Genomic DNA, 23,242 nt, shown 5'->3' with positions numbered 1-23,242 from the left:
GAGAAGGAGCGTGCTAGAGGCTCTGGGATACATCAAGTCACTAACTATTTTGTGTCGGATATCCGGAGATCTGGCGTATCGGTGGTCGGGGACAAAGGCACCGGCCGGCGCGAGTAGGTGTGGACTGCGCACCGGCCGGCCCTTTTCCCTCCCCCCGGGCCCGCTCCCCAACGGGCCCGCGTCCGGGCGTCCCCCTCCCCCGAAGGAGCACCCGGAGGCAATGCCCGGAGGCCCCCTCGGCCTCCGGACATCACCTGTCTGTGTTAGTTCAGTTCACCGGCGGATTGGTGCCGTTCGGCTCCCAGTTGCCGTCCGGGCTCGTACCGGGACGGGGCGGGACCGGAGCCGCGATCGGCTTCGGCTTCGGGGTTGTTTCGAGGTCCTCGGTGGCTGCGGCCTCGTCCTCGACGGGTGCGGTGTTGGTCTCGGTCGTCATCGGGTGTCCCTCATTTCCTCGACTGCTCCATAGGACGCAACGAGGCTGCCACCAGATACACGCAGAGCCAGGTTTTTCGGATAACTTTCTCGATTTGTGGCAGGCGGGTGACCTGATCAGCGCTTTTCCGGCGAAAAGGTGTCACTGAGTAGTTGGCGGGTCACGTCCGCGAGTTGCCCGGCCCAGCGCCGGTAGCCCTCCGGACCGGGATGGAAGCGGTCCTCGGCGAAGGTCGCGGGATCGAGCATCGCGGCGGGCATCGGGACGTGGACGACGCCGGGCAGCAACGCCAGCCGGGCGGCCGCGGCGTCGAGGGCGGCCGACCGCGCGCCGAGGACGTCCCGCAGCGGACGCGGCAGGGCGGGGAACCGGCCCATCGGCGGCACCCCGGCCAGCACCACCGGGATCCGCCCGGCGCGGCGTCGCAGCGAGACGATCAGATCGAGCAGGTCACGCCGGTACCGCGCGGCCGAGTGGAGTTCGATCGTGTCGTTGACGCCGAGCGCGATCACCACGACGTCGGCGGGTTCGAGCAGCGGCAGCAGTTCCTCGCGCACCACACGCGCGTTGGCCCCGGTCTTGCCGATGGCCTGCCAGGCGACGGCGCGGCCGTCCCGCGCGAGCTCGTCCGCGAGCCGCCCGGTCAGCGCGTCGGCGTGCGTCGCCGCGCCGACGCCGTCCACAGTGGACTCGCCGAGCACCGCGAGCCGCAGCGGGCGGCCCTCGCCTTTCACGAGGCCGCTGACCGGCCCCGTCGCGCCGGGCAGCCTTGGCGTCGTACGGCGCACCCGGACCGCTTGCGCGAGGAGGATCGGGGCGAGTACCACCGCACGGCTCATCACCCCGCGACCCTACTTCCGCGGTTGGTCCTCTGGTGGCGATCGTTGCCGACGCAACAACCGCGTCAGCCTTTGGCGATCGAGACGGTCTGGCGGATGAGCGAGTCGTCCGAGGCCGCGCGGAGCAGGTAATCGGCGACGTCGGCGCGGTTGATGCTGAAGCTGCCACGGACGTTGCCGTCGGTGCGGGCGGCGATCACGCCGGTGTGCGGTCCGTTCAGCAGCCGGGGCGGGCGCACGATCGTCCAGTCGAGATCGCTCGCGCGCACGACTCGTTCGGCGGCGACCATGTCGGCGAACGCGTGCCGGAGGATCCTGCCGAGGATCGGCTTGACGACGTTCCTGGTGAAGAACCCGTCACCGTCGACGAACGGACCGCTGGCGCTCACCAGGAGCAGCCGGCGGCCGCCAGCCGAACGCAACGCGGCGACGGCGGCGTGCGCCCCGTCGGTGACGACGGTCGTCGGGCGGCGCTCGCGGGCGCCGAGCGCCGAGATCACCACGTCGCGCCCGGACACCGCCTCGGTCAGCGCGCCGTGCTCGGACAGCTCGGCGACGACGACTTCCAGCAGTTCGCCCTCGACGTTCAATCGGGACGGGTCGCGGACGACCGCCGTGACGTGGTGGCCGGCGGCCAGCGCCTGCTTGACGACCTCGGTACCGACCCCACCCGTGGCACCGAAAACGGTGATCTTCATGGTCACGCCCTTCTGGTTAGTGAACACTCACCCACTATGGTGAGTGTTCACTGACCACTTGTCGAGCGAACGCTGAGAAGCCCTCAGGAGCGAACATGGGAAGCCGCGAGGAGATCGTCGCCGCGGCGGCGAAGGTGATGCGCGAGCAGGGCTACGCGCACGCCACCACCAAGGCCATCGCGCAGGCGGCGGGCTACTCGGAGGCGTTGCTGTACAAGCACTTCAAGGACAAGACCGAAATCTTCATGAGTGTGCTGACCGAACAGCTGCCCGCGCTCGGGACGACGTTGGACGAGCTGATGGAGACGGCGGCGGAGGCCCCGCTCGCGGCGAACCTCGCCCGGCTGGCGCGGACCACGCTGTCGTTCTACCTGGAGAGTTTCCCGATCGCGGTGTCGCTGTTCTCCTCGCGGGAGCTGCTCGCGACGCACCGGGAACGGGTCACGAGCAGGCAGTCCGGGCCGAACGTCCCGCTCGCGCGCGTCATCGAGTACCTGCGCGAGGAGGCGCGGCTCGGCCGGATTCGCGAGGGGGCGGACCTGGAGGCTTCGGCGTCCCTGCTGCTCGGGGCTTGTTTCCAGTACGCGTTCCTGGCGTCCTTCGAGGACCGCGAGCCGCCCGCGGAAGAGCTGGACGAGTGGGCGGAGCGGCTCGCGGGGACGCTGGTGGTGGCGTTGGTCGTGAGCGGGGATTCGGGTTAGAGCGAACCTTCACTTGGATACCTACCCGTGGGCTCACGCAAAGGGACCACACCGGGTTCCCGACTGTCCACAAGGGACACTTTACGAGACGAATGCTTGAGAGCGCTTTATGGAGGGGTAAGGCAAATACCAAAGGGGTCCTTCAGGACACGCCACATTCGAGTTACCTCTCAATAAACCCGAATCGCCATTCACGACCCCCTGTCGAACCGCGCATAGCGACATCAATCGGACACCGACCCGCGACTCAGCCGCTACTTGCCCTTTTCGGCCCGCATCTCGTGCCACTTGGCGTACATGTCGTTGAGTTCCTTGATCATGAAGCTCAGGAAGTCCCGCATCTCCGCGACCCGCTCGCCCGCCGGCGTGCCCTCGCCGAGCGCCGAAACACCCTCGTCGGCGGCGTCGCGCCACATGGTGATCATGCGGTCGCGTTTCATGAAGGTGGCGTACCAGAGGTCGTCGAAGAGCCGGTAGTGATCGCGGCGCGAGCCCGGCTCGCGTTCCTTCGCGACCAGCCCGATCTGTTCCAGGTACCGCACCGCGCCGGAGATCGCGGCGGGGCTCACCGCGAGCTGCTCGGCCAGCTCGGCCGCGGTCAGGCGACCGGCGTCGGTGGTCATCAACGCGGCGAACACCCGCGCGGGCATGCGCTGCATCCCGATCTGGGAGAGCGTGAGCCCCAGGTGCTCCACGTAGCGGCGGACGGCGTCCTCGTCTCTCTGGGTGCTCGAAGCACTCTCAGGCGTCGTCGTCATGAACAACATCCTCTCGTACAACCCCCAGAGTGATCACACCATCCATACGTTTTCTTAACTTCACAACTTCGTGAAATCACTGTACCTTCAGCTGCATGGAAAACGCCATCTCCATCTCCGGCCTCCACAAATCCTTCGGCCGGACCAAGGCTCTCGACGGCCTTGATCTGCGGGTACCCGCTGGGGAGGTGCACGGTTTCCTCGGTCCGAACGGGGCGGGGAAGTCGACCACCGTCCGGGTCCTGCTCGGCCTGCTCCATGCGGACTCGGGCGACGTCCGCCTGCTCGGCGGCGATCCCTGGAAGGACGCGGCGAGCCTGCACCGGCGCCTGGCCTACGTCCCCGGCGACGTGAACCTCTGGCCCAACCTCTCCGGCGGCGAGGTGATCGATCTGCTGGGGCGGCTGCGGGGCGGGCTCGATCAGCGCCGCCGCAAGGATCTCATCGAGCGTTTCGACCTCGACCCCAAGAAGAAGGGGCGCACCTACTCCAAGGGCAACCGGCAGAAGGTCGCCATCGTGGCCGCGCTGGCCTCGAACGTGGACCTGCTGATCCTCGACGAGCCGACCTCCGGCCTCGACCCGCTGATGGAGGCCACCTTCCAGTACGCGATCCAGGAGGAGCGCGAGCAGGGCCGCACGGTACTGCTGTCGAGCCACATCCTGGCCGAGGTCGAAGCGCTCTGCGACAAGGTCAGCATCATCCGCAACGGCCGCACCGTCGAAACCGGCACGCTGGCCGAACTCCGCCACCTCACCAGGACGACGATCTCGGCCGAGCTCGCCGGACCGCCCAACGGGTTGACCAAGCTGGAGAACATCCACGATCTCAAGGTCGAGGGCAACCGGGTCCGGTTCGACGTCGAAACCCGTTCCCTCGACGACGCCCTGCGCCGGCTCACCGAGGTCGGCGTCCGCAGCCTGACCAGCCAGCCGCCGACGCTGGAGGAACTGTTCCTCCGCCACTACACCGCCGAAGCGAGCGCGAAATGACCGCGACGCTCGACCGGCCCGCGCACGCGGCCGAATCGTCGGCCACCCTGCTGGTCGGCACCTGGCAGCTGACCAGGCTGGCGCTGCGACGGGACCGGATCATCCTGACGATCTGGATCGTCCTGCTGGGGATCGCGCCGTCGAGTACGGCGGGCACCTTCGAAACGCTGTACCCGACGGCGGCCGAACGCGCCGGGCTCACCGCGAGCATGGGCGCCAACCCGTCGATCGCGGTGATCTACGGACCGGCCTTCGACCTCTCGACGCCGGGCGGGTTCACCGCCTGGCGGCTCGGCGGCTTCCTGGCGCTGCTCATCGCGTTGATGGCGGTATTCACCGTCACGCGGCACACGCGGGCGGAGGAGGACTCCGGCCGCGCCGAACTGCTGGCGTCCGCGGTGGTCGGCCGGTACTCGGCGCTGACCGCGGCCGTGCTCGTCGCCGGTGGCGCGAGTGTCCTCATCGGACTGATCGAGACCGCGATGATGATCGGCGCGAAGATGCCGTCGGCCGGGGCCTTCGCGCTCGGTGGCGCCACCGCGGCGACCGGACTGGTCTTCACCGCGATCGCGGCGGTGGCCGTCCAGGTCGCGGAGTACTCGAGGACGGCGAACGGGATCGGCGCCGCAGCCGTCGGGGTCGCGTTCCTGCTCCGCGCGGTCGGCGATTCGACGGCCGACGCGGGCTGGGTCTCGTGGCTGTCCCCGATCGGCTGGGCGCAGCAGATCCGGCCGTTCGCGGACGAACGCTGGTGGGTGTTCCTGCTGCCGCTCGCCGGGGCCGTGGTCGCCGGCGCGATCGGTTACGCGCTGATCCCGCGGCGCGACGTCGGCACCGGCCTCCTTCCGCCCAGGCCCGGCCCTGCCGAAGCGGCCTCGTCGCTGCGGAGCCCGTTCGCGCTGGCGTGGCGGTTGCACCGAGGGCCGTTGATCGGCTGGCTGATCGGGACGGCGATCTGCGCCGGGGTGTTCGGTTCGGTCGCGAACGGGATCACCGACATCGTCGGGCAGAGCGAACAGGCCCGGCAGATCTTCCAGCGGATGGGCGGCACCGACGCGCTGGTCGACGCCTTCATGGCGGCGATGGCCGGTATGTTCGCGATGGTCGTCGCGCTCTACGGCGTGCAGGCCGCGCTGCGGATCCGCGTCGAGGAGACGGCGATCCGCGTCGAGCCGCTGCTCGCCACGGGGGTCGGCAGGCTGCGGGTGCTGGGGAGCCACCTCGTGTTCGCCTTCGGCGGCACCGCGCTGATGATGGTCGTCAGCGGTGTCCTCTTAGGACTGTCGAACGGGATGCGGGCCGGGGACGTCGGCGGTTCGGTCGGCGACCTGGTGGTCGCCTCGCTCGCGCAACTCCCGGCGGTGTGGGTGATCGTCGGCCTCGCCGTGACGCTGTTCGGCCTGGCGCCGAAGTACTCGACGGCGGCGTGGGCGATCGCCGGGCTGGCCCTGCTGCTCAGCCTGTTCGGCCCGGTGCTGAACCTGCCTCAGGTGGTGCTCGACGCCTCGCCGTTCTCGCACGTTCCGAAACTGCCCGCCGCGGAGTTCACCGCGACCCCGCTGATCTGGCTCGCGGGGGTGGCGGCGGTCGCGCTCGCGGCCGGGGTCACCGGCTGGCGACGCCGGGACGTCGGCTAGCAAGGGGGAAACCGTGAAGGCCGCTCATCGGGGGGCGGCCTTCACGGTTCTTGCCGCACCACGCCGCCCGGCCCGGCGACCAGTTTCACGACCGGCACCCCGCCACCGCATTCCTCGCCCGCCGGATAATGGAGCACCGGCGTCACGTCGAGGACGTGGGGTTTCCCGTCGTCGAAGGTCACCGTGGTCTTCACCGGTGTGAGCGGCAGGCCCTGGACGGGCACGGTCGCGTACTTGCCACCGGTCGGCACCGCCTTCCCCGAGCACACTTCGCCCACGCAGCCCTGGTCCTCGGTACGACTGGCCGGGTACAGCTCGGCGGCTTCGGTCACGCATTTCCCCGCCCAGCAGAACTCCAGCTTCACGCGGCTGAGCCCGGCGGCCGCCTCGGGCGGGACGTCGAGGGACACGCCCTCCATCAGTGCCAGGGCGGGGCAGTCTTTACCACCGCCGTCACCGGAGGACTGGCCGCACGCGGTCAGTGTCGCGAGAAGGAGCACGAAAACCGGTAGCCGCCGCATACCGGGCAGACGGAGCGAGGGGCTGTCCTGGTTGCCTCAATCGCGCCGGAATTCCGTGGCGGAACTCGGCGGGAGCGTCGGCGGGGTGGCCGATGACGTCGAAGTGGCCGACGGCGTCACGGTCCGGGTCACCGTGCTCGGCGGGGGCGTGCTGACATGGGTGATCGTGAGCGGTTCTTCGACGATGCCCGGCACGGTCACCGTGACCGGGCCGACGGAGCGGGAAGTCGTCGCCGGGGAAGGGGTCGTACTGACTTCGTGGACACGGGGCTGTGGTTCGCGGCCTGCCACGAGGAGCGCGGCGACGAGCAGTCCGGTGGCGAGACCCGCGAGAGCCGCGACCGTGACGGAACCGGTGGTGGGACCCTGACCGAACATCCGGCACCCCCTCGCCATGCGAAGCGCAGGTACGAGGACTTCTCGCGTTGATCTTACGTTTTGTTACGCAGCGTGCAACTTGAGTGGAATGTGCGCAGGCCGTCGAGTACGACGCGGACGAGGTGCCTGCGTTCCGGCGAATACCGTTCCGCGGCGAGGCAACCGGCGATCAGGGCGCGCAGGTCGTCGCCGTCGATGTCCTCGCGCACCGCTCCGGCGGCCTGCGCCCGGAGCAGCAGCGCCTGCAGTGCCGACCGGAAGTCGGAGCCCGCGCTCGCCTTGAAACCCAGCCCGGTCGTCTCGGCGAGCGCGTCGCAAAGGGCCCGGTTGAGGGACGCCTGCTTGACGACGCGTTCGAAGAAGTCGAAGAACACCGCGCCGGGGTCTTCGGCGGTCAGCAGGTCGCGTGCTTCCCGCGCGAACTGCTCGATGCGTTCCAGGACGACGGCCTGGAAGAGCGCTTCCTTACTGGGGAAATGCCGGTAGACCGTGCCCGCGCCGACCCCGGCGATGCGCGCGATCTCGTCGAGGGGGACGGCGAGGCCGTCGATGGCGAAGGCCTCTTCGGCCGCCGCGAGCACCTTCGCTCGGTTGCGTCGCGCGTCGGCGCGCAGCGCGGGCTTGTCCACTGTTCTCCCTCGTCAACCGGGTCCGGCGTTCCGATTCAACGCCGACGGCCGCGCAGGCATTCCTCAGTGGACCGCGGTCTGCGTCCCATCGGGTGTGAGGAAACCCTGGACGGTGGTGAAGAGGTAGTCCCAGACACCCGGGATCAGCACCACCGCGGCGATCGCGAACAGCGGGAAGATCAACCGGTTCTCGACGTTCTTGCCGGTGCGGAAGCGCAGCGGTTTCGGCGGCCGGATCTCGTACCAGGTCTCGCCCGCGATCGGGATCGGGAACAGGAACGGGCAGCCGGACTCGGTCAGCGCGTCCCCGAGGCAGTGCACGAAACAACCGGCCGCGACGGCGATACCGAGCCAGCCGGAGATCTCCGCGAGCTGCGCCGCCTTGTCCGGCGGCGCTGTCCACACCCACCAGCCGACCGCGGCGCCGCTGACCGGCAGGAGCCAGTCGCCGAGCGCGCCTTCCGCGAGCAGGAGGCCCAGTACGACCACGCCGAACACCGCCCACGGCCCGCCTTCGGTGGTGCCCCAGGACGTCAGGAAGCCGAGACCGACGGCGAACAGCACGGTGTGCGAGAGGTGCCGGTGTTTACCGGTGACCTTCTCGTCCCGAGGTCCCTTGGTCAGCGCGTACAGGGCGGCCGAAACGCGGCGCAGCAGCCACGAGATCGCCCCGGTGAACCAGCCGAGCAGCTTCGACGCGCGAGCGCCCGGATGGTCGAGGTCGGGAAGGAGCGCGAAGCCGGCGGTGGTCGCGGCGAAGACGACCGCTTGGTGCACCGTGCCCGCCCCGACGGCGGGTGCGAGCGCGAGGCCCGCGCACCAGCCGGTGAGGGCATGCGTCCGCCCCATCATCGTGCTGCCCCCAGGTGTCGCGGATCAAGAGCCCACGACCGTAGCGGGGGATCAGGCGGGGGGCTCTTCCGACACGCTGAGGTGCTCGGCGACGCCGGTGAGCTCGATCACTCGGCTCACCTGCGGGCTGGGCACCACTTCGAGCTCCACCTTCTTCTCGGCGGCCTGGCGCTGCGCCTGGAGCACCACGTTCAGCGCCGAGGAGTCGAAGAAGGTCACCCCGGTCAGGTCGGCGACGACCCGGCCGGACGGTTTGTCCGTGATCAGGGCCCCGAGGGTCTCCTGGAGCTGCGGGCTCGTCAACAGGTCGAGCTCACCGGTGACCACCACGCGCGGTGCTGACGCGTCGGTCTCCAGCGTGATGCTGAAACCGGGCGGCGTGGTGTTCTGCTCCGCTGCGGGCATGCACATTCTCCTCATCAGGTGAGAACCAGCGCTCAGCGCCGGAGCTCGCCTGTGGTCTCAAGCTACGGCCGCGCCCAGTCCGGACACGGACGCACGCTCTTCTTCGGCGGGTAGGCGTGGCTGTCCCCGCAACGACAGTCCCAACCCTAACCCAGTCCGGACGGCGCGCCACGATCGCCGTCGCGCGCGTCGCCGACCGGTGTCCGGGACGCGCTCAATGCGCGGTCAACGTCTTGCGCCCGGCGCGGCGTTCCCGCAGGAACAACTCGCGGCGCTCGATCTCACCGAGACCACCCCAGATGCCGTACGGCTCCTGCACCGCCAACGCGTGCTTGCGGCACTGCGCCAGCACGGGGCAGGTCTGGCAGATCGCCTTGGCACGGGATTCGCGCCGCTCACGTGCCGAACCGCGCTCGTTGTCCGTATGGAAGAACAAGCTGCTGTCGGCGCCTCGGCACGACCCACGGAGCTGCCAATCCCACTCTTCCGCCACCACGTTCGGCAGCCGGCTCACGTCAGCCATGTCGGTCCCCGCCTTCCAAGGAGATCGTTTGTCGCCCGTTACATGCCCGCCGCCTGTGCGAGTCAAACGTGGGTTTGGTTTGCTCACACCCAGGGCATTGAATCGATCTGTGACGCGCAGCGTCTCGTTTGAGGGCGGCGGCGGGGCATGGATGGACAGACGGCAGCGCGCAGCCGGAGAGAGGACCGACACGTGGTGGACAACACCCCGCCCAGCGGCGAGGGCGCTCAACTCATCGAGGTACGCACGGCCGCGGTGCCGCACGTGGTACCGACTCTCCGGACGATCGTCGCGGACATCGCGATGCGTCAGGATTTCGACCTGGACGCCGTCGAGGATCTCCGGATGGCGGTGGACGAGGCCTGCTCCATGCTGCTCCCCTCGGCCGCCGACGGGCACTTGACCTGCGTCTTCTCCTGGAAGGACGGCCGGATCGAGGTGACCGTCTCGGTCCTGTCCGATTCTCCGGAACCCGACGACGAGACCGGGCTGTCCTGGCAGTTGCTCACCGCGCTGGCGACGTCCGCGCGGCGGAGTGTCACCCCGGCCGACGGCGGCTACCTGTCCAGGGTCGAGCTCATCCGGGAAAGCGAGGCGGCCCGGCCGTGAGCGATCCCGTCGGGCAAGACGGCGCGGACGTTCCGGCCCTGTTCGAGCGCATGTGCGCGCTGCGCACGGAAGACCCCGAGCGTGAACGGCTCCGGGACGACCTCGTGCGCGCCCATCTGGAACTCGCGCGCAATCTGGCGCGCAAGTTCCGCAACCGTGACGAGTCGATGGAGGACCTGGTCCAGATCGCCACGATCGGGCTGATCCACGCCGTCGACCGGTTCGACCCCGCACAGGGCAGCGACTTCCTCGCCTTCGCGGTACCGACCATCTCGGGTGAATTGCGTCACCATTTCCGTGACAACAGCTGGTCGGTCCGGGTCCCGCGGCGGCTCAAGGAGCTCAACGCGAACATCTCGGCCGCGCGCGAGGAGCTGACGATCCGGCTTTCGCGCGCGCCGAAGCCCAGTGAGATCGCCGCTCACCTCGGTGTCGGCGTCGACGAGGTCTTCGAAGGTCTCCGCGCCGGTCAAGGCCGTTACGGGGCTTCGCTGGACAATCTGCTGGAGAACTCGGCGCACACCCGCTTCGGCGAGGCGGACGCCAACCTGAGCCAGGCGGAGTTGCGCGAGGCGCTGCGCCCGATGCTGGAACGCCTGCCCGACCGCGAGCGCAAGATCGTCGCGCTGCGGTTCGGGTCCGGGATGAGCCAGTCGGATATCGCCCGCCGTGTCGGGGTTTCCCAGATGCAGGTGTCCCGGCTGCTGGCCTCCACCCTCCAGAAACTGCGTGAGGGGCTGACGGAGACGGAACTCACGGACGGAGTTTGATTCGACCACCGTCCTCGTGGGTACCAGGGAGGGGAACAGCCGGATCTGGGAGTCTCTCGCGAGGGGAGGTGCGCAACCATGACGATGTCCAAGACACGATCGGAGGACTCGTTGCCGGTGGTCTCCCTGCCCCTCCCGGTCGATGTCACCGCTCCCGCGGTCGCGCGGCAGGCGGTGCGGGCGACGCTCGCGAGCCTCGGCTTCGACGACCGCTCGGTGGACGACGTCCTGCTGGCGACCTCCGAACTCGTGACGAACGCCTTCGAGCACGGCGAGAAGCCGGACAAGCTCGAGGTCGAGTACGCCGAAGGCAGGCTCACTCTGCGGGTCTTCGACTCCGGCTCTGGTCGGCCGAAGCTCAAGGAACCCTCACCGATGGCGGCACGCAGCCGCGGTCTCCAGCTGGTGCACGCCTTGTCCGAGGACTGGGGACACGAACTGTGCGCGGGCGGCAAGTACGTCTGGGCGGTCTTCAGTCTGCATCGGATCGCCGCAGGCTGAGCGCGGCGTCCGTTTCCCCGATCCGTTCCCGGAGCGACTTCCGCTCCAAGGCCTCGACGGCGGCCACCAGCACCGCCCGGAGCGGGTACGGCAGTTCGGCTTCCAGCTGATCGGCCGCGGCACTGGTCGCCGCCCACTCGGCTTCGAGCTTCGGCATCAGCCGTCGCGTCTTCTCGGTCAGCGAAACGATCCTCTGCCGGGCGTCGGTCCCGGGTTTGAGCGAGACGAGGTCCTGCCGCGCCATCTGCGCGACCGTCTGGCTGGCCGCTGAATGGGTCACCCCGACCTCGGCGGCGAGGTCGCGGATGGACAGCGGCCCGCGCGCGACGATCGCGCGGACGACCGGGGTGAACCGCGGGCGGTACTCCCCCAGGCCGATGTCCTGGAAGAACGCGGAGACGTCCGCTTCGGTCACTTCGAGGACATGCCTCAGCAGCGTGCCCATCCCTCGTTCGCGCGGTGGCGTGCCCACCGTCGAAGCCTACCCACTTAGGATCGGCGATCATGGAGACACGGAAGATCGCCCGGCTCGGCCGGGACGTCGGCGTGGTGGGGCTCGGCTGCTGGCAGCTGGGCGCGGACTGGGGCACGGTCGACGAGGCCGACGCGCTCGCCGTCCTGCACGCCGCGGCGGATTCCGGGGTCACCTTCTTCGACACCGCCGATGTCTACGGCGACGGCCGCAGCGAACGGCTCGTCGGCCGGTTCCGGGCGGAACGCGGCGACGACGCGATCTTCGTCGCCACCAAGATGGGGCGCCGGGAAGAACAGGCGCCGGAGAACTACGTCGCCGAGAACTTCCGCGCCTGGAACGACCGTTCGCGCGCGAACCTCGGCATGGACACGCTCGATCTCGTGCAGCTCCACTGCCCGCCGACGCCGGTGTACTCGTCCGACGCGGTGTACGACGCCCTCGACGCGATGGTCGACGAAGGCCGGATCAAGGCGTACGGCGTCAGCGTCGAGACCTGCGAAGAGGCCCTGACGGCGCTCGCGCGGCCGAACGTGGCTTCGGTGCAGATCATCCTGAACTGCTTACGGCTCAAGCCACTCGAGCAGGTGCTCCCGGCCGCGGAGAAGGCGGGCGCGGGGATCATCGCGCGTGTCCCGCTCGCGTCGGGCCTGCTTTCCGGCCGCTACACCGCTTCGACCACCTTCGGCGAGGACGACCACCGCAACTACAACCGTCAGGGCGCCGCGTTCGACGTCGGCGAGACCTTCTCCGGTGTTCCGTACGACGTCGGCCTCGAAGCGGTGGAACGCCTGCGGGCGTTCGTTCCGGAAGGCGGGACACTCGCGCGGTTCGCGCTGCGGTGGATCATCGACCGGCCCGGTGTCAGCGTCGTCATCCCCGGCGCGCGCAACGCGGAGCAGGCGCGGGCGAACAGTTCGGCGGCCGGGACGGCACCGCTGACGGCCGAGGCCACGGCCGCGGTCGAAGAGGTCTACGACGAGCTGTTGAAACCGTTGATCCATCCGCGTTGGTGATCTCGGCAGAACCTGGGTGACGGCGACATAATCGCGGGATGATGACGCCCGAAGAGCTGCTGACGACCACCCGGACCGTCCGCAAACGACTCGACCTCACCCGGCCGGTTCCGCTTGAGCTGGTGAAACACGCCCTGCAGGTCGCGTTGCAGGCACCGAGTGGTTCGAACACCCAGCGCTGGCACTGGCTCGTGATCACCGATCCGGGGCAGCGGGCCGACCTCGGCAAGCTCTACCAGCGGGCGTGCCGTGAGTACCTGGATTCCCCGCACGCGGCCGGGAAACTGTTCGCGGACGACCCGGAGCGCTCGAAGGTCCAGAAGCGCGTCGGTTCCAGCGTCGAGTACCTGGCCGACAAGATGGGCGAGGTGCCGGTGCACGTCATCCCGTGCCTGGAGACCAAGAGCGCCGAGCTGCCGTCCGGCAACCAGGCCGGGCTGTGGGGGAACCTGCTGCCCGCGGTGTGGAGCTACATGCTCGCGGCGCGTGCGGTCACCCTCGGCACGGCGTGGACGACGCTGCACCTCAAGTACGAGAAGGAGGCCGCGGAGATCCTCGGCCTGCCGGAGAACGTGCACCAGGCCGCGCTGATCCCCACGGCGTTCTACACCGGCGACACCTTCAAGCCGGCCCCGCGTCAGCCGCTCGAAGACGTCATGCACCTGGACCGTTGGTGAGCTACAGGTAGGACTCCAGTCGGTCCGCCAAGGCCTTCGGATGGCTCAACGGCACGGAATGCGAGCCCTCGATCTCGTCGGGCGCGAAACCGAGCCTCTCCTGGACGACCCGGCGCTGGAACTCAGGCGTGAAGAACCGGTCTTCGCGCGCGATGAGGACCTTCGTCGGGACGTCCGGCCATTTTTCCAGCGGCCACGGCTGTCCCCACTCGGCGCTGACCTGGTTCCTGCCGTGCGAGCCTGCCTCCGCGACGAGGTCCGCCGGGACGCCGTTGAAGAACTTTTCCTCGTCGCTGAGGTCCTTCGCGTCCTGGAAACCGGTGTTGCCCCACCAATCCCCCGGCGTCTCGCCCGGCTTCGGGATCATCGGCGTCAACAGGACGAGCAGCCGTGCCGAGTGCTTCTCCGCGACCAGCGGCGCGGTGAAACCGCCGTAGGAATGGCCGAGCACCACCAGGTCGCCGCGGTCGCCGATCGCCTTCGTGACGGTGTCGACATGCTCGGCGAAGCCCGCCTTCTCGTCTTCGATCGGCAGGTCCACCGCGACGACGTCGTGTCCTCGGCCGGTGAGTTCCGCTTCCAGCAGGTGGAAGTCCCAGGCGCTGCCGCCACCGCCGTGGATCAGTACGAAAGTCCCCATCGGCTCAGCTAAGCCGAAGACGGGCGGATCAGCAACGACCGAGCATGTCGCTCAGTGCGCTCTTCTCCGCCGTGGTGATCGTAAGGCCGTAGTAATGCTTCACGGTGATCCAGTCCGTGGCGTAGGTGCACCAGAAGGACACGAGCGGCGGCTTCCACTGGTCCGGCGCCTTGTCGCTCTTCTCCTGGTTGACGTTGTCGGTGACGGCGAACAGCTGCGGCCGGGTCAGGTCGTTCGCGAACTGCCGCCGCTTCTCGTCGGTCCACGATTTCGCGCCGCTGACCCAGCTTTGGGCGAGCGGGACCATGTGGTCGATGTCGACGTCGTCCGGCTTGGTCCAGGTCTCGCCGTCGTAGATGCTGGTCCAGCTGCCGGAGGTCGGGGCGCAGTCGGCACCGGCCTTGACGTCCTTGCCGTCCCGCTTGAGGACGAACTCGCGTGTGTTGCAGTTGTTCCCCTGGTTGTCCCAGTGCGGGTACTTCTTGCGGTCGTAGCCGTCCATCGAACCGCGCGGCGCGACGGTGAGCTCGTCCAGCTGCTTGCGCGCGTCGGCGGCGCTCGCCGGGTTCGAAGGCGTCGGCTGCAGCGCGGCGCCCTTGCCGGACACGAACCAGAACACCGCGAGCACCACGGCGAAGAGCGTGATCAGCAGGAGCAGTCGCTGCGCCGTGGTCATCTGCCGGGTACGCGTGGCCACCGCGCGATTCCTCTCGACGGGGTTGGGGAGCGACCCAGTATCGCCGTACCGCGTGCGGAAACCGGGTGCGACACGACGATGACAGCAGGTAGTTGTTGTCACATCGCGACCCTGATCAGCGACTACCCCAAGGACGCTGCCGGAAGGAGCGGGTTTGTGGGCGCCGAAAAACGCAAATGGAACACCCGGGTCGACGACTATCTGAACCGGAAGGCCGCGGAGCGCGGGCACGTGATCGCCATGGCACGGATGGGATCCACCGCGCTGGAACGCGGTGACCTCGATGAGGCCGAGGCGTGGTTCCGCAAGGCCGCCGCCGGCGGGGACCGGGTCGCGATGGGCAACCTGGCGCACCTCCTGCGCGAACGCGGCGCGCCCGAACAGGCCGAACGCTGGTACCGGGAAGCGGCGACGGCCGGTGATTCGCATGCCATGGCGCAGCTGGGAAATCTCTGCGCGCGGCGAGGGGATCTGGACGACGCGGAGGATTGGTGGCGCCGGGCCGCGGGCGAAGGCCGGGTCGAGGCGATGGCGGAACTGGGGCGGTTGCTGCACCGGCGCGGCGAACGCCAGGAGGCCGAGCACTGGGCGGGACAGGCCGCGGAGGCGGGCAACGTCGAAGGGATGATCACGCTCGGCGCGCTGTTGTGCGACACCGGACGCACGCGGGAAGCGGAACCGTGGTGGCGCCGGGCGGGTGAAGAGGCCGACGCGGGCGCGCTGTGCAAACTCGGCCACCAGGCCCAGCAACAGGACGACCTGACGCGCGCCGAAAGCTGCTACCGCGCGGCCGCGGCGGCCGGCGCTCCCGATGCCGCCGTCCGCCTCGGCCTGGTGCTGCACCGGCGGGGTGAACTCGACGCCGCCGAGCATTGGTACCTGAAGGCCGCGAAACGGGGCGACGCCGCGGCGATGACGAACCTCGGCGTACTCGCCAACGACCGGAACGATCCCGGCGAAGCCACCGCCTGGTACCGGAAGGCCGCCGAACTCGGCAGCGTCCCCGCGTACACCAACCTCGGCAGGCTCGCCGCGGACCACGGGAACTTCCAGGAGGCGGAGCACTGGTTCCGGGCGGCCGCCGACACCGGCGACGAGGCCGGGCGACGGGATCTGGAGGAGCTGTACCGCAACCGCCAGCGGTTCTAGGCCTGCCAGTTCCGCATCGCCGCGAAGCCTTCGCGCAGCCGCTGGAGTTTGCGGCTGCGGTACGGGTCCTCGCCGTCGTCGAGCCGCCACCGCTCCTCGACGCCGGCGCGGAACACCGCGAGGCCTTCGAAACCGAGCCCGGCGGTGAAGTCCGCGATACTCACGTCGACGCGGCCCGAACCGTCGAGATCGAGACGGAGCAACCATTCCGCCAGTTCCTTGGGCTCCGGCGGCGAGTCCGCGCAGGCCTCGGCGTACAACGCGAGCGCCTTTCTCACCTCGTCGCTAAGCGTCCCGAAGGAGTCGTCGACGAAGTCCAGCGCCTCCACGACCAGCTCGACGACGCGGCACAACAGCGGCCCGTCCATGATCTCTTCGGCGGTGGCGAGCACCTCGCGGACCTTCTCGGCGTACGCGAGCGTGCCCTGGAACCCGACGAAACCCCGCAACCGCAACGTCCCCTCGACATGACGCCGCAACGCGTCGAGGTCGTCGCGGCCCGCCTTGAGCGACAGCTTGCGGAACAGGACCGGATCCTCGTTCGCGTGCCCGACGAGGAGCTCGACCAACTCGGCGCGGGTGAGGGTTTCGACGTACCCGCGGATGTCGGCCGCGCCGCCGTCCGCCGCGCCTTCGAGGACGAGCAGACCGACGGCCACGCAGTGCTTGCAGAAGAAGCCGTCCGCCGCGTGCGGGCAGGAGCACTCGCCGACCAGCTCGCCGTCGACGTTGCGCAACCGGACCGTGTACCGGTCGGTGCCGCTGACCACCGCCGTGACCCCGCCCGCGACGTCGTCCAGCGTCTCGACCGACTCCAGGTACTTGGCCCCGCGCGCGAACGAGACGTCACCGGCCTGCCTGCGGAGTTCGTCCTCGCTGAACCACGTCACCGGCCTATTGAACCCCTTGGGTCGGCGGGCCGAGAAACAACCCGCCGCTCGCGTCGAGGACCTGGCCTGTCACCCAGCGGGCGTCGTCGGAGGCGAGGAACGCGACGACGTCCGCTATGTCTTCCGCGGTACCGAGCCTTTGGTGCGCGGTGAGGGTTTCGATGGCCGCCTCCAGCTCCGGCGTGAAGACCTCGCCGTTGTCCGCGGTCCTGGTGGCGCCCGGCGCGACGGCGTTGACCGTGATCCCGCGCGGGCCGAGCTGCTGGGCGAGCGTGCGGGTCATGGTCTCGAGCGCGCCCTTGGTCATCGCGAACGAGGTCTGCGCCGGGTTGGCCATCCGCGTGGCGACCGACGAGATGTTGATGATGCGGCCGCCGTCGTTCATCGGCGCTCGCTGGATGAGGAAGTACGGCGCCCGCACGTTGACCGCCATCAGGTGATCGAAGTTTTCGGGCGTGTCCGTCCCGATCGGCCCTGCCGGCGGCGCGGCCGCGTTGTTGACCAGGATGTCGAGGGACTCGATGCCTTGGAGGGCTTTGTCGACGCCCTCCATCTGCGCGAGGTCGGCCTGCGCGCTGGAGTGTCTGAAGACTTGGAGCCCGTCTCTCTCCAGTCTCCGCGCGATCGCCGCCCCGATCCCCCGCGTGACCCCTGTCACCAATGCCGTCTTCATACGCACCCCAGATGTTAGTGACTAACACTTTGATAGTGTCTACCACGTGAGCCTCCGCGACCGCCAGCGCGCCGAAACCCGGCTGCTTGTGCAGACCCACGCCGTCCGCCTCTTCACGGAGATCGGCTACGACGAGACCACCGTCGCCGACGTCGCCGCGGCTGCCGGGGTGTCGGCGATGACGGTCTACCGGCATTTCCCGACGAAGGAAGACCTGGTCCTCTACGACGAGTACGACCCCGTGACGGCTTCTGCCGTACTTGAGCAGCCCGCTTCCCTTTCGCTTTCCGCTCGGATCGGCGGCGCTTTGGAGTCGACCGCCGCTTTGGGCTCTACGCAGGAGAAGGCGTTCCTGCTGGCGCGGCTACGGCTGATGATCTCGGTGCCGGCGCTGCGGGCACGGCATCTGGACAGCCAGTACGCGACGGCCGATGCGATCGTCGCTGCTCTCGGTTGCTCCTCTGCTGCGGAGGAGTTTCGGGTGCGGGCTACGGCGATGGCTTGCCTGGGGGCGGCGCATGTGGCGCTGGTGCGGTGGGCTGAGACTGACGGGGAGGGGGATCTGGCGGGGTTGGTCAGGGAGGCGCTAAGGAGCGTGTTCGGGGACTAGTTAGCCAGCCAACTTGTGAATACCCGTGTCAACTCGCCCCTGAGATGTTCAGGTGCGCAGTAGGTGAGCGGCCCGACGAGGGTACTGCCCACTCCTTTTGCTGGCACCGCCTCGATTGGTGCGACGACGAACGCCTCACCATCGTCGAGGAACGACGTCCTTGCTTCGACTAAATAAGCTAGCGCCTGATCATAGCCACTGCGCAGGTATTCGCCCTTATCGGTGTACTTGCACTCGATCACTACACCACGCCGTTTCGCGTGATCTACCAAGAACAAGTCCGCTCCTCGGACGGAACCTGGTTGCGCCAAGCCACGGGTTGCTTCGATGTAAGGTTCCGTCTTCCCGGTCGAGCTCCACACTTCCGCAGCTTCGAACCAGAGATCCCATGGACTACTGCCGGGCACTTCCACCCGGAACGCGGCACCGTGCGAACGGCCAGCCAACGGGCGGCGACTAATCGGCGTGCAGTCGAGATCTCGCAGCGCACCAAGCATTGTTCCTAGCACACAAAGATGGAAGAGCCGCCACCTGAGATCGTCATCAGGAGCCAACAGTTCAGCAGCTAGTCTCGCGAGATCGCTGGTGTCTTCCTGCCGGAGTTTGTCGGCCAGACCACCGACCACCCGCCAGAGCGGTCCAGCACGACGAATCCCTTCGACCGTCAGCAAATCCGGCAGTTCGGGGGTTACGGCTTGCAGTTCTGGTCGCGCGGCGAGCTCATTGAGGGTGGTCAATTGAGTCTGCACCTCGTCGCCGACAGCGGGCCGCATCTTCTTCGCATGCCGATGCACCTCCCGAAGACGCTCCACTGTCCACCGCAAGCTGCTCAGTAGCTCATCGTCCACGCCACGCCGACGGACTCTCCCGGAGAACTCGGTCGGCGGCCAGCCCTGTCGCCGAGTATTCGGCCAGTCAATGGCGCCGCGAGGAGAGCGGCTACGCACTGTTTCAGCCTGGGTGACCACCGGAAGGACGCTCAACCAGTCTTTAATGGCCTTGGGCAATTGCTTAATCAGCGGTCGACACTGCTCGAACAGAATAAGGTGCGCTCTGCGGACGACATCCTTCTCAGTCCACTCGAATTCATCTTCGCTCAGCACCGCCGCCAGGCCCGCGTATAGCTGCCCTTTTCCAGACCAGCTACGGAAAAGCTCGGCAAGACCATCCTCAGGAAAGGACAGCTTCGTCATCGAAGAGCCTTCAGGTGCTCTAGCAGCCAAGCCCACTGCTCGCCCAGCACCTCACCCGAACCCAGCGCAGCACCTAACTGTTCTAATGTGGTTCCGTCATAGCCGGACAACCAAGAACCCATACAGGCCAGGTAGCCCTCGGCAACCAACTGCGTGAGGTTCGCGTCGGGGTCGGCCAGCAATCCCGCGGCAACATAGTCCGAAACGTCAAGGAGAGCAGCTGGCCCCATCGGGTCCAGGACTTTCGTCTGCGCCGCATAAATGCGCTCTAGAATGTCGCGGAGTCGGCTGACTTGCGGCTCCTGGATCGGCGCGGCAGCCCCTGTGGTCCTGTTCCTCAGCGCTGTCGCGAACTCTTCTCCAACCGGCGCCGACACCGGAACATGACCGAAGCGCCGGCCAAGCGCCTGACCAAACCGGAACACTCGTTGCGCGTCGACGGCGTTGTAGGTTCCGATGAGCCGCCAGTCAGTTCCCGCCACGTAGTAGATCGGCTCATTTGTAGTACTTTCAGCCCGAAGGCGTTCCTCGCCGACCACGACACTTTCCGGGTCTGATCCCCAGGTAAGAATGATCGGACTGGACTTTGGATCCGCACTTACCCGACCAACCATGACTTCTTTGCCCGAGAGCCAAGTCAGCAGGCCACCAAAGATCCGATCCAGATCGGCCCGGTTGGCCTCGTCCAGGACCAACCACTGGTCTTGGGCGATGGCCTCCAGCACGTGGCCTGGACTGAACCGCAGCCGTCCTTTGTCGTCAACAGTGTCGCCGCCGACTAGATCGCGAGTCGTCCACGACTCGTCCGGCGTCACGATGAGTGGGTCGTGAATAAGCCCCATACCGAAAGACTCAGGATCTCGGCCAATGTCCTCGATGAGCTCGCCGACCAACTGCGTCTTGCCGGTACCGGGCGGCCCGACCAACATGACCGACTTGCTGGACCGCACCGACAACCGCAGCATCCGCCGAATCCGCTGGTCGATGACCAGCGGATGGGCGGGGGTCCTGACCGTACGATCAGTGACGATGACACGCTCCAGGGTCATTCCGAAGAACTTGGCCACCTCATCCGCGGACGTGACCTCGGCCCCGGTCTGCATGCCGACCCACTTGACTTCCCAGCCAGCTTCACCTTGACCGAGCAGAAGCGCCGCCGGGGTATCGCTTGAGCGCAGGTACTTACGAAGTTGCCCGACCGTGCGATCGGTGTCGACAGAAGGCACAACCACCACGACGAGCTCGGCGTTCTCTACCCTCGTCGAACGCTTCAACTGACCAACCAGCTCGGCCGCTCGACCGATTTGAATTGCTGCAACGCGAGTCGCCCGGATGAGCGCCACACCAGCCAGGTAGTACTCAAGACGGGAGAACTTCGTCCCGCTGGGAGAGCTCAGGTCGACCTCGTTCAGACCGTCTCGGAGCAGCCTCTCAGGCGTCCATTCCGCCGCTTCAGTCATGAGAACCGAAGGTACCGGTGAGCAGGCCACCCCCTCATCACGCCACGCGCAGTGACAACACTGCGAGCGCGCCGCTCTCGATCGTGGACACGCTTGGCGGTGAGAGTTGCGCGTACGCACGCTTCGCACTACTACACTGAGTCGTCTGCGTCACACGGAGGGGTGTTTGTGGACGAGAAGGGCCTGCACGAGCAGCTTCGTCAACTTCAGATCACGAAGGTGGGGAGCAAGCTTGCGCTGCATAAGCCTTTGTTGCTGCTGTGGCTCTTCGGGCGATACGTCGATGAACGTTCGTCCACCACGACCTTCGAAGCTGCCGAAGCCTCGCTTGGTCAGCTGATCAATCGGTTCAGCCCGAGCAAGGTACCTGCAGCGCAGCCCTTCTGGGAACTTGAACGGACGCTGTGGACACCGACGGATCGAGACGGCACCCCTATCGCCGACGACCTTCCTCGGTCAGCGAAGTGGCTTCGAGATGCCGGAGCGCGGGGAAGCCTCCACGATGAACTGGTGGACGTCCTTGACGAACCTCGAGCCGCCTTCTCGGCAGCCGAGGTGCTCTACGAGTACTTCGACTCCAGTGTCGTCAGCACGCTCAGCCACGCAGTTCGGCTAGTTCCGCCGGCGCACTTGCGCGCTGCCGCTTTGAAGCGCGAGACACCGACCAAGACCGCGAAGCTTCCCGGGGCGTCAAAGACCAAGAAGCTAGAGGTTTCCCTCGAGTTCGAACGCGACGTCCGCAACGCGGTCTTCGCGTGGCTCAGGACCTTGACGGCAAAGAACCAGGGGCCGATTCCCTTCGCGCAGTTGACTAACTTTATCTTCGAAGGCGCGCGCATACCAGTCCTCAACCCGCAGTCTGGAATTCACAAGCCCGCAAAGCTCGGCAGCGCTCTGTCCATCAAGACAGTCTTCAGGCGTCCCAGCGAAGCTCGCCCCTATGAAGACGAACTCGACGACAAGGGCCGTATTCTTCGCTACAAGTACCGCGGCGAGGACCCGCTTCACTCGGACAATGTCGCTCTCCGCAACGCCATGGAGCGAAAACTCCCCCTGTTCTGGCTGAAGGGTGTCGATCCGAACGCAAACTACGAAGCTCACTTTCCCTTGTGGTTGACGGCCGAACGGCCAGAGCAGCATCTCTTCGAGGTTTCCTTCGACGGACCTCCCGAGGACTAGGCCGTGTCCTGGTGACGCGCCCAGAAAGGCGTTGCGTACCAGCGATGCATCAGTCATAGTTAGCGCACTCGACCACTAGCAGGAGCAACCATGATGAACATGCACGAGCGAAAGGCGCAGCGCCGGCATCCGGACGTCGCGTCCATCGCCGTATGTTCGTCGCGCCGCTCCTGGCGACCTTCATGCTGGTCTGGCCAGCGAGTTCTGACCTGCGAAGGCTCCCCATCATGACGCCATAGCGTGCGTGATGTCAGGGAGCCGCCCATCGGGAAAACGATCCGGGCGGCTTCTCTTTTTGGTATGCCCGAATTCAATTCCTTATCGGCGAGCTTGGGAAGCGGAACGGCCTCCAAAACCGTATCCAGGGGGTTCGACTCCTCCCGCCGGTGCTCGACGCTGCCTATTCCAGCGCGAACCTTGATAACCAAAGACATTTCCCGAAAGCTCGTCCCCGTCGCCGAATGAGGCGGCCAGGCCGAGCGCCGGTGGAGGCGTGCATGCGTCTCCGCCTCGCCCTTGTAGCTCAGGTGGACAGAGCGCCGCACTACGAATGCGGAGGTCCCAGGTTCGAGTCCTGGCAGGGGCACTGATCGGCGTGTTCGAGGGGGATACGCCGGTCGACGGATGCGAGGGGCGTCGGCGGCCCCGCCTGATTTGGGTTCAGGAGTCACCGCGTTCGACTCGCGGGCGTCCGGCTGAGCAGCACGACAAGGAGGATTGGCCGAGCCCGGTAAGGCAACCGTCCCGAAAACGGTGGTCGGCGTGAGAGCGTCGCGCAGGTTCGAATCCTGCATCCTCCGCAAAGCCCTCGTGGTCCAACGGATACGACGCCGGCGTCCGAAGCCGGGAACGCAGGTTCGACTCCTGCCGAGGGCACGATGACCCGAACTTGGCCCACTTCACGACGGTCGTGCGGCGGCCTGCAAAGCCGTTGGACTCCGGGTTCGACTCCCGGGTGGGTCTCGACAACCTCTATAGAACGAATCAGCCCGAATAGACTGCGTACTAGCGAAGACCGGGGTCAGAATAGAGCGGGGGATGCGCGATGTGGTATCTGCGGGTCGCGTGGTTGCACGAGTTCGCCGAGGAACCCGTGGAGATTCTCAGCGAGGTCGGCGGCGATGGTTACGAGCGCCGGAAGGTGGAGCGCTTCCGAGACGGTCGCCTCGGTTGGGCAGACGAGAAGCACGAGGTGGGCGGCACCGGCTTAGGCGAGGTCCCCGTCCCATCCCTTGACGAGATCAACGCACAGCCGGAGTTCGTTGCGTCCCGGATCGCTGGTGGCGAGTTCGAACGGGCGTGGAGACGAGCGCTCACTGCGCTACACCGTTAGCAGC

The 23,242-nt window shown here is 67.4% G+C and carries 29 protein-coding genes and 4 tRNA genes; 16 read left to right on the top strand and 17 right to left on the bottom strand.

What is annotated here, in order from left to right; translation table 11 throughout:
* Positions 1 to 268: 268 nt before the first annotated feature.
* The 3 genes from ACZ5ZX_RS03860 to ACZ5ZX_RS03850 form a co-directional block, all read right to left on the bottom strand.
* Positions 269 to 436 carry a hypothetical protein gene (locus ACZ5ZX_RS03860; RefSeq protein WP_465500521.1) on the bottom strand — a complete coding sequence of 56 codons (168 nt, stop codon included), beginning with the start codon at positions 434 to 436 and terminating at the stop codon, positions 269 to 271.
* A gap of 116 nt (positions 437 to 552) precedes the next feature.
* Positions 553 to 1,278, bottom strand: a complete 726-nt coding sequence (locus tag ACZ5ZX_RS03855) for an SGNH/GDSL hydrolase family protein (protein ID WP_465500520.1) — start codon at positions 1,276 to 1,278, stop codon at positions 553 to 555.
* Positions 1,279 to 1,340: 62 nt separating this feature from the next.
* Entirely contained in the window at positions 1,341 to 1,973 is a 633-nt protein-coding gene (locus ACZ5ZX_RS03850) for an NAD(P)-dependent oxidoreductase (protein ID WP_465500519.1), read from the bottom strand.
* A gap of 95 nt (positions 1,974 to 2,068) precedes the next feature.
* Here ACZ5ZX_RS03850 and ACZ5ZX_RS03845 point away from each other — a divergent pair, with 95 nt between their 5' ends.
* Entirely contained in the window at positions 2,069 to 2,674 is a 606-nt protein-coding gene (locus tag ACZ5ZX_RS03845) for a TetR/AcrR family transcriptional regulator (protein WP_465500518.1), read from the top strand.
* A 254-nt stretch (positions 2,675 to 2,928) separates the two neighbouring features.
* On the opposite strand, the gene ACZ5ZX_RS03840 is transcribed toward ACZ5ZX_RS03845, so the two are convergent.
* Complete coding sequence (locus tag ACZ5ZX_RS03840; RefSeq protein WP_465500517.1) at positions 2,929 to 3,432, bottom strand: GbsR/MarR family transcriptional regulator; 504 nt, start codon at positions 3,430 to 3,432, stop codon at positions 2,929 to 2,931.
* 95 nt (positions 3,433 to 3,527) lie between these two features.
* Here ACZ5ZX_RS03840 and ACZ5ZX_RS03835 point away from each other — a divergent pair, with 95 nt between their 5' ends.
* Positions 3,528 to 4,424 (top strand): ABC transporter ATP-binding protein, encoded by an 897-nt coding sequence (locus tag ACZ5ZX_RS03835; RefSeq protein ID WP_465500516.1) that lies wholly within the window; start codon positions 3,528 to 3,530, stop codon positions 4,422 to 4,424.
* Positions 4,421 to 6,061 carry an ABC transporter permease gene (locus tag ACZ5ZX_RS03830; protein WP_465500515.1) on the top strand — a complete coding sequence of 547 codons (1,641 nt, stop codon included), beginning with the start codon at positions 4,421 to 4,423 and terminating at the stop codon, positions 6,059 to 6,061. Before ACZ5ZX_RS03835 ends, ACZ5ZX_RS03830 begins: the two co-directional genes overlap by 4 nt.
* Before the next feature lie 41 nt (positions 6,062 to 6,102).
* Here ACZ5ZX_RS03830 and ACZ5ZX_RS03825 read toward each other — a convergent pair whose 3' ends face one another.
* From ACZ5ZX_RS03825 to ACZ5ZX_RS03800, 6 genes are all read right to left on the bottom strand, one after another.
* A complete protein-coding gene (locus tag ACZ5ZX_RS03825) occupies positions 6,103 to 6,582 on the bottom strand; it encodes a hypothetical protein (protein WP_465500514.1) in 480 nt (159 codons plus the stop codon).
* A gap of 36 nt (positions 6,583 to 6,618) precedes the next feature.
* The gene (locus tag ACZ5ZX_RS03820; RefSeq protein WP_465500513.1) at positions 6,619 to 6,960 is read right to left on the bottom strand and encodes a hypothetical protein; all 342 of its coding nucleotides are present in this window, start codon (positions 6,958 to 6,960) and stop codon (positions 6,619 to 6,621) included.
* A gap of 53 nt (positions 6,961 to 7,013) precedes the next feature.
* Positions 7,014 to 7,589, bottom strand: a complete 576-nt coding sequence (locus ACZ5ZX_RS03815) for a TetR/AcrR family transcriptional regulator (RefSeq protein WP_465500512.1) — start codon at positions 7,587 to 7,589, stop codon at positions 7,014 to 7,016.
* Between the two features lie 63 nt (positions 7,590 to 7,652).
* Positions 7,653 to 8,438, bottom strand: a complete 786-nt coding sequence (locus tag ACZ5ZX_RS03810; RefSeq protein WP_465501034.1) for a metal-dependent hydrolase — start codon at positions 8,436 to 8,438, stop codon at positions 7,653 to 7,655.
* 54 nt (positions 8,439 to 8,492) lie between these two features.
* Positions 8,493 to 8,846 carry an STAS domain-containing protein gene (locus ACZ5ZX_RS03805; RefSeq protein WP_465500511.1) on the bottom strand — a complete coding sequence of 118 codons (354 nt, stop codon included), beginning with the start codon at positions 8,844 to 8,846 and terminating at the stop codon, positions 8,493 to 8,495.
* 214 nt (positions 8,847 to 9,060) lie between these two features.
* Positions 9,061 to 9,369, bottom strand: coding sequence for a WhiB family transcriptional regulator (locus tag ACZ5ZX_RS03800; protein WP_125780715.1), 309 nt, complete (start codon positions 9,367 to 9,369; stop codon positions 9,061 to 9,063).
* Between the two features lie 192 nt (positions 9,370 to 9,561).
* Here ACZ5ZX_RS03800 and ACZ5ZX_RS03795 point away from each other — a divergent pair, with 192 nt between their 5' ends.
* The 3 genes from ACZ5ZX_RS03795 (at position 9,562) to ACZ5ZX_RS03785 (ending at position 11,249) form a co-directional block, all read left to right on the top strand.
* Positions 9,562 to 9,978, top strand: coding sequence for an ATP-binding protein (locus tag ACZ5ZX_RS03795; protein ID WP_005149761.1), 417 nt, complete (start codon positions 9,562 to 9,564; stop codon positions 9,976 to 9,978).
* Positions 9,975 to 10,748 carry a SigB/SigF/SigG family RNA polymerase sigma factor gene (locus tag ACZ5ZX_RS03790; protein WP_465500510.1) on the top strand — a complete coding sequence of 258 codons (774 nt, stop codon included), beginning with the start codon at positions 9,975 to 9,977 and terminating at the stop codon, positions 10,746 to 10,748. Before ACZ5ZX_RS03795 ends, ACZ5ZX_RS03790 begins: the two co-directional genes overlap by 4 nt.
* A gap of 78 nt (positions 10,749 to 10,826) precedes the next feature.
* The gene (locus tag ACZ5ZX_RS03785; protein ID WP_465500509.1) at positions 10,827 to 11,249 is read left to right on the top strand and encodes an ATP-binding protein; all 423 of its coding nucleotides are present in this window, start codon (positions 10,827 to 10,829) and stop codon (positions 11,247 to 11,249) included.
* Here the strand turns inward: ACZ5ZX_RS03785 and ACZ5ZX_RS03780 are convergent.
* Entirely contained in the window at positions 11,221 to 11,694 is a 474-nt protein-coding gene (locus tag ACZ5ZX_RS03780; RefSeq protein WP_465501033.1) for a MarR family winged helix-turn-helix transcriptional regulator, read from the bottom strand. The genes ACZ5ZX_RS03785 and ACZ5ZX_RS03780 overlap by 29 nt on opposite strands.
* Before the next feature lie 59 nt (positions 11,695 to 11,753).
* Here ACZ5ZX_RS03780 and ACZ5ZX_RS03775 point away from each other — a divergent pair, with 59 nt between their 5' ends.
* Both ACZ5ZX_RS03775 and ACZ5ZX_RS03770 read left to right on the top strand, forming a co-directional pair.
* On the top strand, positions 11,754 to 12,737 hold the full coding sequence (locus ACZ5ZX_RS03775) for an aldo/keto reductase (protein ID WP_465500508.1): 984 nt from the start codon (positions 11,754 to 11,756) through the stop codon (positions 12,735 to 12,737).
* A 41-nt stretch (positions 12,738 to 12,778) separates the two neighbouring features.
* Positions 12,779 to 13,414, top strand: coding sequence for a nitroreductase family protein (locus tag ACZ5ZX_RS03770; RefSeq protein WP_465501032.1), 636 nt, complete (start codon positions 12,779 to 12,781; stop codon positions 13,412 to 13,414).
* Between the two features lies 1 nt (position 13,415).
* On the opposite strand, the gene ACZ5ZX_RS03765 is transcribed toward ACZ5ZX_RS03770, so the two are convergent.
* Positions 13,416 to 14,054, bottom strand: a complete 639-nt coding sequence (locus tag ACZ5ZX_RS03765) for an alpha/beta fold hydrolase (protein WP_465500507.1) — start codon at positions 14,052 to 14,054, stop codon at positions 13,416 to 13,418.
* A gap of 28 nt (positions 14,055 to 14,082) precedes the next feature.
* A complete protein-coding gene (locus ACZ5ZX_RS03760; RefSeq protein WP_465501031.1) occupies positions 14,083 to 14,730 on the bottom strand; it encodes an HNH endonuclease family protein in 648 nt (215 codons plus the stop codon).
* Positions 14,731 to 14,907: 177 nt separating this feature from the next.
* Between ACZ5ZX_RS03760 and ACZ5ZX_RS03755 the strand changes: the two genes are divergently transcribed.
* A complete protein-coding gene (locus tag ACZ5ZX_RS03755; RefSeq protein ID WP_465500506.1) occupies positions 14,908 to 15,900 on the top strand; it encodes a tetratricopeptide repeat protein in 993 nt (330 codons plus the stop codon).
* Here ACZ5ZX_RS03755 and ACZ5ZX_RS03750 read toward each other — a convergent pair.
* Both ACZ5ZX_RS03750 and ACZ5ZX_RS03745 read right to left on the bottom strand, forming a co-directional pair.
* Complete coding sequence (locus tag ACZ5ZX_RS03750; protein WP_465500505.1) at positions 15,897 to 16,790, bottom strand: SWIM zinc finger family protein; 894 nt, start codon at positions 16,788 to 16,790, stop codon at positions 15,897 to 15,899. The genes ACZ5ZX_RS03755 and ACZ5ZX_RS03750 overlap by 4 nt on opposite strands.
* 4 nt (positions 16,791 to 16,794) lie before the next feature.
* A complete protein-coding gene (locus tag ACZ5ZX_RS03745) occupies positions 16,795 to 17,463 on the bottom strand; it encodes an SDR family oxidoreductase (protein ID WP_465500504.1) in 669 nt (222 codons plus the stop codon).
* A gap of 46 nt (positions 17,464 to 17,509) precedes the next feature.
* Here ACZ5ZX_RS03745 and ACZ5ZX_RS03740 point away from each other — a divergent pair, with 46 nt between their 5' ends.
* On the top strand, positions 17,510 to 18,073 hold the full coding sequence (locus ACZ5ZX_RS03740; protein WP_465500503.1) for a TetR/AcrR family transcriptional regulator: 564 nt from the start codon (positions 17,510 to 17,512) through the stop codon (positions 18,071 to 18,073).
* Here the strand turns inward: ACZ5ZX_RS03740 and ACZ5ZX_RS03735 are convergent.
* Positions 18,070 to 19,266, bottom strand: a complete 1,197-nt coding sequence (locus ACZ5ZX_RS03735; RefSeq protein ID WP_465500502.1) for a hypothetical protein — start codon at positions 19,264 to 19,266, stop codon at positions 18,070 to 18,072. The two genes, ACZ5ZX_RS03740 and ACZ5ZX_RS03735, sit on opposite strands and share 4 nt — an antisense overlap.
* Positions 19,263 to 20,726, bottom strand: a complete 1,464-nt coding sequence (locus tag ACZ5ZX_RS03730) for an AAA family ATPase (protein WP_465500501.1) — start codon at positions 20,724 to 20,726, stop codon at positions 19,263 to 19,265. The genes ACZ5ZX_RS03735 and ACZ5ZX_RS03730 overlap by 4 nt, the downstream gene beginning before the upstream one ends.
* A gap of 168 nt (positions 20,727 to 20,894) precedes the next feature.
* Here ACZ5ZX_RS03730 and ACZ5ZX_RS03725 point away from each other — a divergent pair, with 168 nt between their 5' ends.
* The 6 genes from ACZ5ZX_RS03725 (at position 20,895) to ACZ5ZX_RS03700 (ending at position 23,238) form a co-directional block, all read left to right on the top strand.
* Positions 20,895 to 21,905 (top strand): phosphorothioated DNA-binding restriction endonuclease family protein, encoded by a 1,011-nt coding sequence (locus ACZ5ZX_RS03725; protein ID WP_465500500.1) that lies wholly within the window; start codon positions 20,895 to 20,897, stop codon positions 21,903 to 21,905.
* A 512-nt stretch (positions 21,906 to 22,417) separates the two neighbouring features.
* Positions 22,418 to 22,491 (top strand) — tRNA-Arg (locus ACZ5ZX_RS03720).
* A 125-nt stretch (positions 22,492 to 22,616) separates the two neighbouring features.
* A tRNA-Ser gene (locus tag ACZ5ZX_RS03715) sits at positions 22,617 to 22,705 on the top strand.
* Positions 22,706 to 22,709: 4 nt separating this feature from the next.
* A tRNA-Arg gene (locus ACZ5ZX_RS03710) sits at positions 22,710 to 22,781 on the top strand.
* 15 nt (positions 22,782 to 22,796) lie between these two features.
* Positions 22,797 to 22,868 (top strand) — tRNA-Cys (locus tag ACZ5ZX_RS03705).
* A gap of 82 nt (positions 22,869 to 22,950) precedes the next feature.
* Positions 22,951 to 23,238: a DUF6881 domain-containing protein gene (locus tag ACZ5ZX_RS03700; RefSeq protein WP_465500499.1), complete on the top strand. Its 288-nt coding sequence runs from the start codon at positions 22,951 to 22,953 to the stop codon at positions 23,236 to 23,238.
* Positions 23,239 to 23,242: the final 4 nt, after the last annotated feature.

The organism is Amycolatopsis sp. NPDC033938 (assembly GCF_055575975.1).
The sequence above is the reverse complement of the archived record's forward strand: the minus strand, read 5'-3'. Positions and strand labels throughout refer to the sequence as shown.

Excerpts from the sequence above, each read along its gene's own strand:
- ACZ5ZX_RS03860 (WP_465500521.1), bottom strand. The coding sequence starts at position 436 with ATGACGACCGAGACCAACACCGCACCCGTCGAGGACGAGGCCGCAGCC.
- ACZ5ZX_RS03850 (WP_465500519.1), bottom strand. The coding sequence starts at position 1,973 with ATGAAGATCACCGTTTTCGGTGCCACGGGTGGGGTCGGTACCGAGGTC.
- ACZ5ZX_RS03845 (WP_465500518.1), top strand. The coding sequence starts at position 2,069 with ATGGGAAGCCGCGAGGAGATCGTCGCCGCGGCGGCGAAGGTGATGCGC.
- ACZ5ZX_RS03840 (WP_465500517.1), bottom strand. The coding sequence starts at position 3,432 with ATGACGACGACGCCTGAGAGTGCTTCGAGCACCCAGAGAGACGAGGAC.
- ACZ5ZX_RS03835 (WP_465500516.1), top strand. The coding sequence starts at position 3,528 with ATGGAAAACGCCATCTCCATCTCCGGCCTCCACAAATCCTTCGGCCGG.
- ACZ5ZX_RS03830 (WP_465500515.1), top strand. The coding sequence starts at position 4,421 with ATGACCGCGACGCTCGACCGGCCCGCGCACGCGGCCGAATCGTCGGCC.
- ACZ5ZX_RS03825 (WP_465500514.1), bottom strand. The coding sequence starts at position 6,582 with ATGCGGCGGCTACCGGTTTTCGTGCTCCTTCTCGCGACACTGACCGCG.
- ACZ5ZX_RS03820 (WP_465500513.1), bottom strand. The coding sequence starts at position 6,960 with ATGTTCGGTCAGGGTCCCACCACCGGTTCCGTCACGGTCGCGGCTCTC.
- ACZ5ZX_RS03810 (WP_465501034.1), bottom strand. The coding sequence starts at position 8,438 with ATGGGGCGGACGCATGCCCTCACCGGCTGGTGCGCGGGCCTCGCGCTC.
- ACZ5ZX_RS03805 (WP_465500511.1), bottom strand. The coding sequence starts at position 8,846 with ATGCCCGCAGCGGAGCAGAACACCACGCCGCCCGGTTTCAGCATCACG.
- ACZ5ZX_RS03800 (WP_125780715.1), bottom strand. The coding sequence starts at position 9,369 with ATGGCTGACGTGAGCCGGCTGCCGAACGTGGTGGCGGAAGAGTGGGAT.
- ACZ5ZX_RS03785 (WP_465500509.1), top strand. The coding sequence starts at position 10,827 with ATGACGATGTCCAAGACACGATCGGAGGACTCGTTGCCGGTGGTCTCC.
- ACZ5ZX_RS03780 (WP_465501033.1), bottom strand. The coding sequence starts at position 11,694 with ATGGGCACGCTGCTGAGGCATGTCCTCGAAGTGACCGAAGCGGACGTC.
- ACZ5ZX_RS03775 (WP_465500508.1), top strand. The coding sequence starts at position 11,754 with ATGGAGACACGGAAGATCGCCCGGCTCGGCCGGGACGTCGGCGTGGTG.
- ACZ5ZX_RS03770 (WP_465501032.1), top strand. The coding sequence starts at position 12,779 with ATGACGCCCGAAGAGCTGCTGACGACCACCCGGACCGTCCGCAAACGA.
- ACZ5ZX_RS03765 (WP_465500507.1), bottom strand. The coding sequence starts at position 14,054 with ATGGGGACTTTCGTACTGATCCACGGCGGTGGCGGCAGCGCCTGGGAC.
- ACZ5ZX_RS03760 (WP_465501031.1), bottom strand. The coding sequence starts at position 14,730 with ATGACCACGGCGCAGCGACTGCTCCTGCTGATCACGCTCTTCGCCGTG.
- ACZ5ZX_RS03745 (WP_465500504.1), bottom strand. The coding sequence starts at position 17,463 with ATGAAGACGGCATTGGTGACAGGGGTCACGCGGGGGATCGGGGCGGCG.
- ACZ5ZX_RS03735 (WP_465500502.1), bottom strand. The coding sequence starts at position 19,266 with ATGACGAAGCTGTCCTTTCCTGAGGATGGTCTTGCCGAGCTTTTCCGT.
- ACZ5ZX_RS03730 (WP_465500501.1), bottom strand. The coding sequence starts at position 20,726 with ATGACTGAAGCGGCGGAATGGACGCCTGAGAGGCTGCTCCGAGACGGT.
- ACZ5ZX_RS03700 (WP_465500499.1), top strand. The coding sequence starts at position 22,951 with ATGTGGTATCTGCGGGTCGCGTGGTTGCACGAGTTCGCCGAGGAACCC.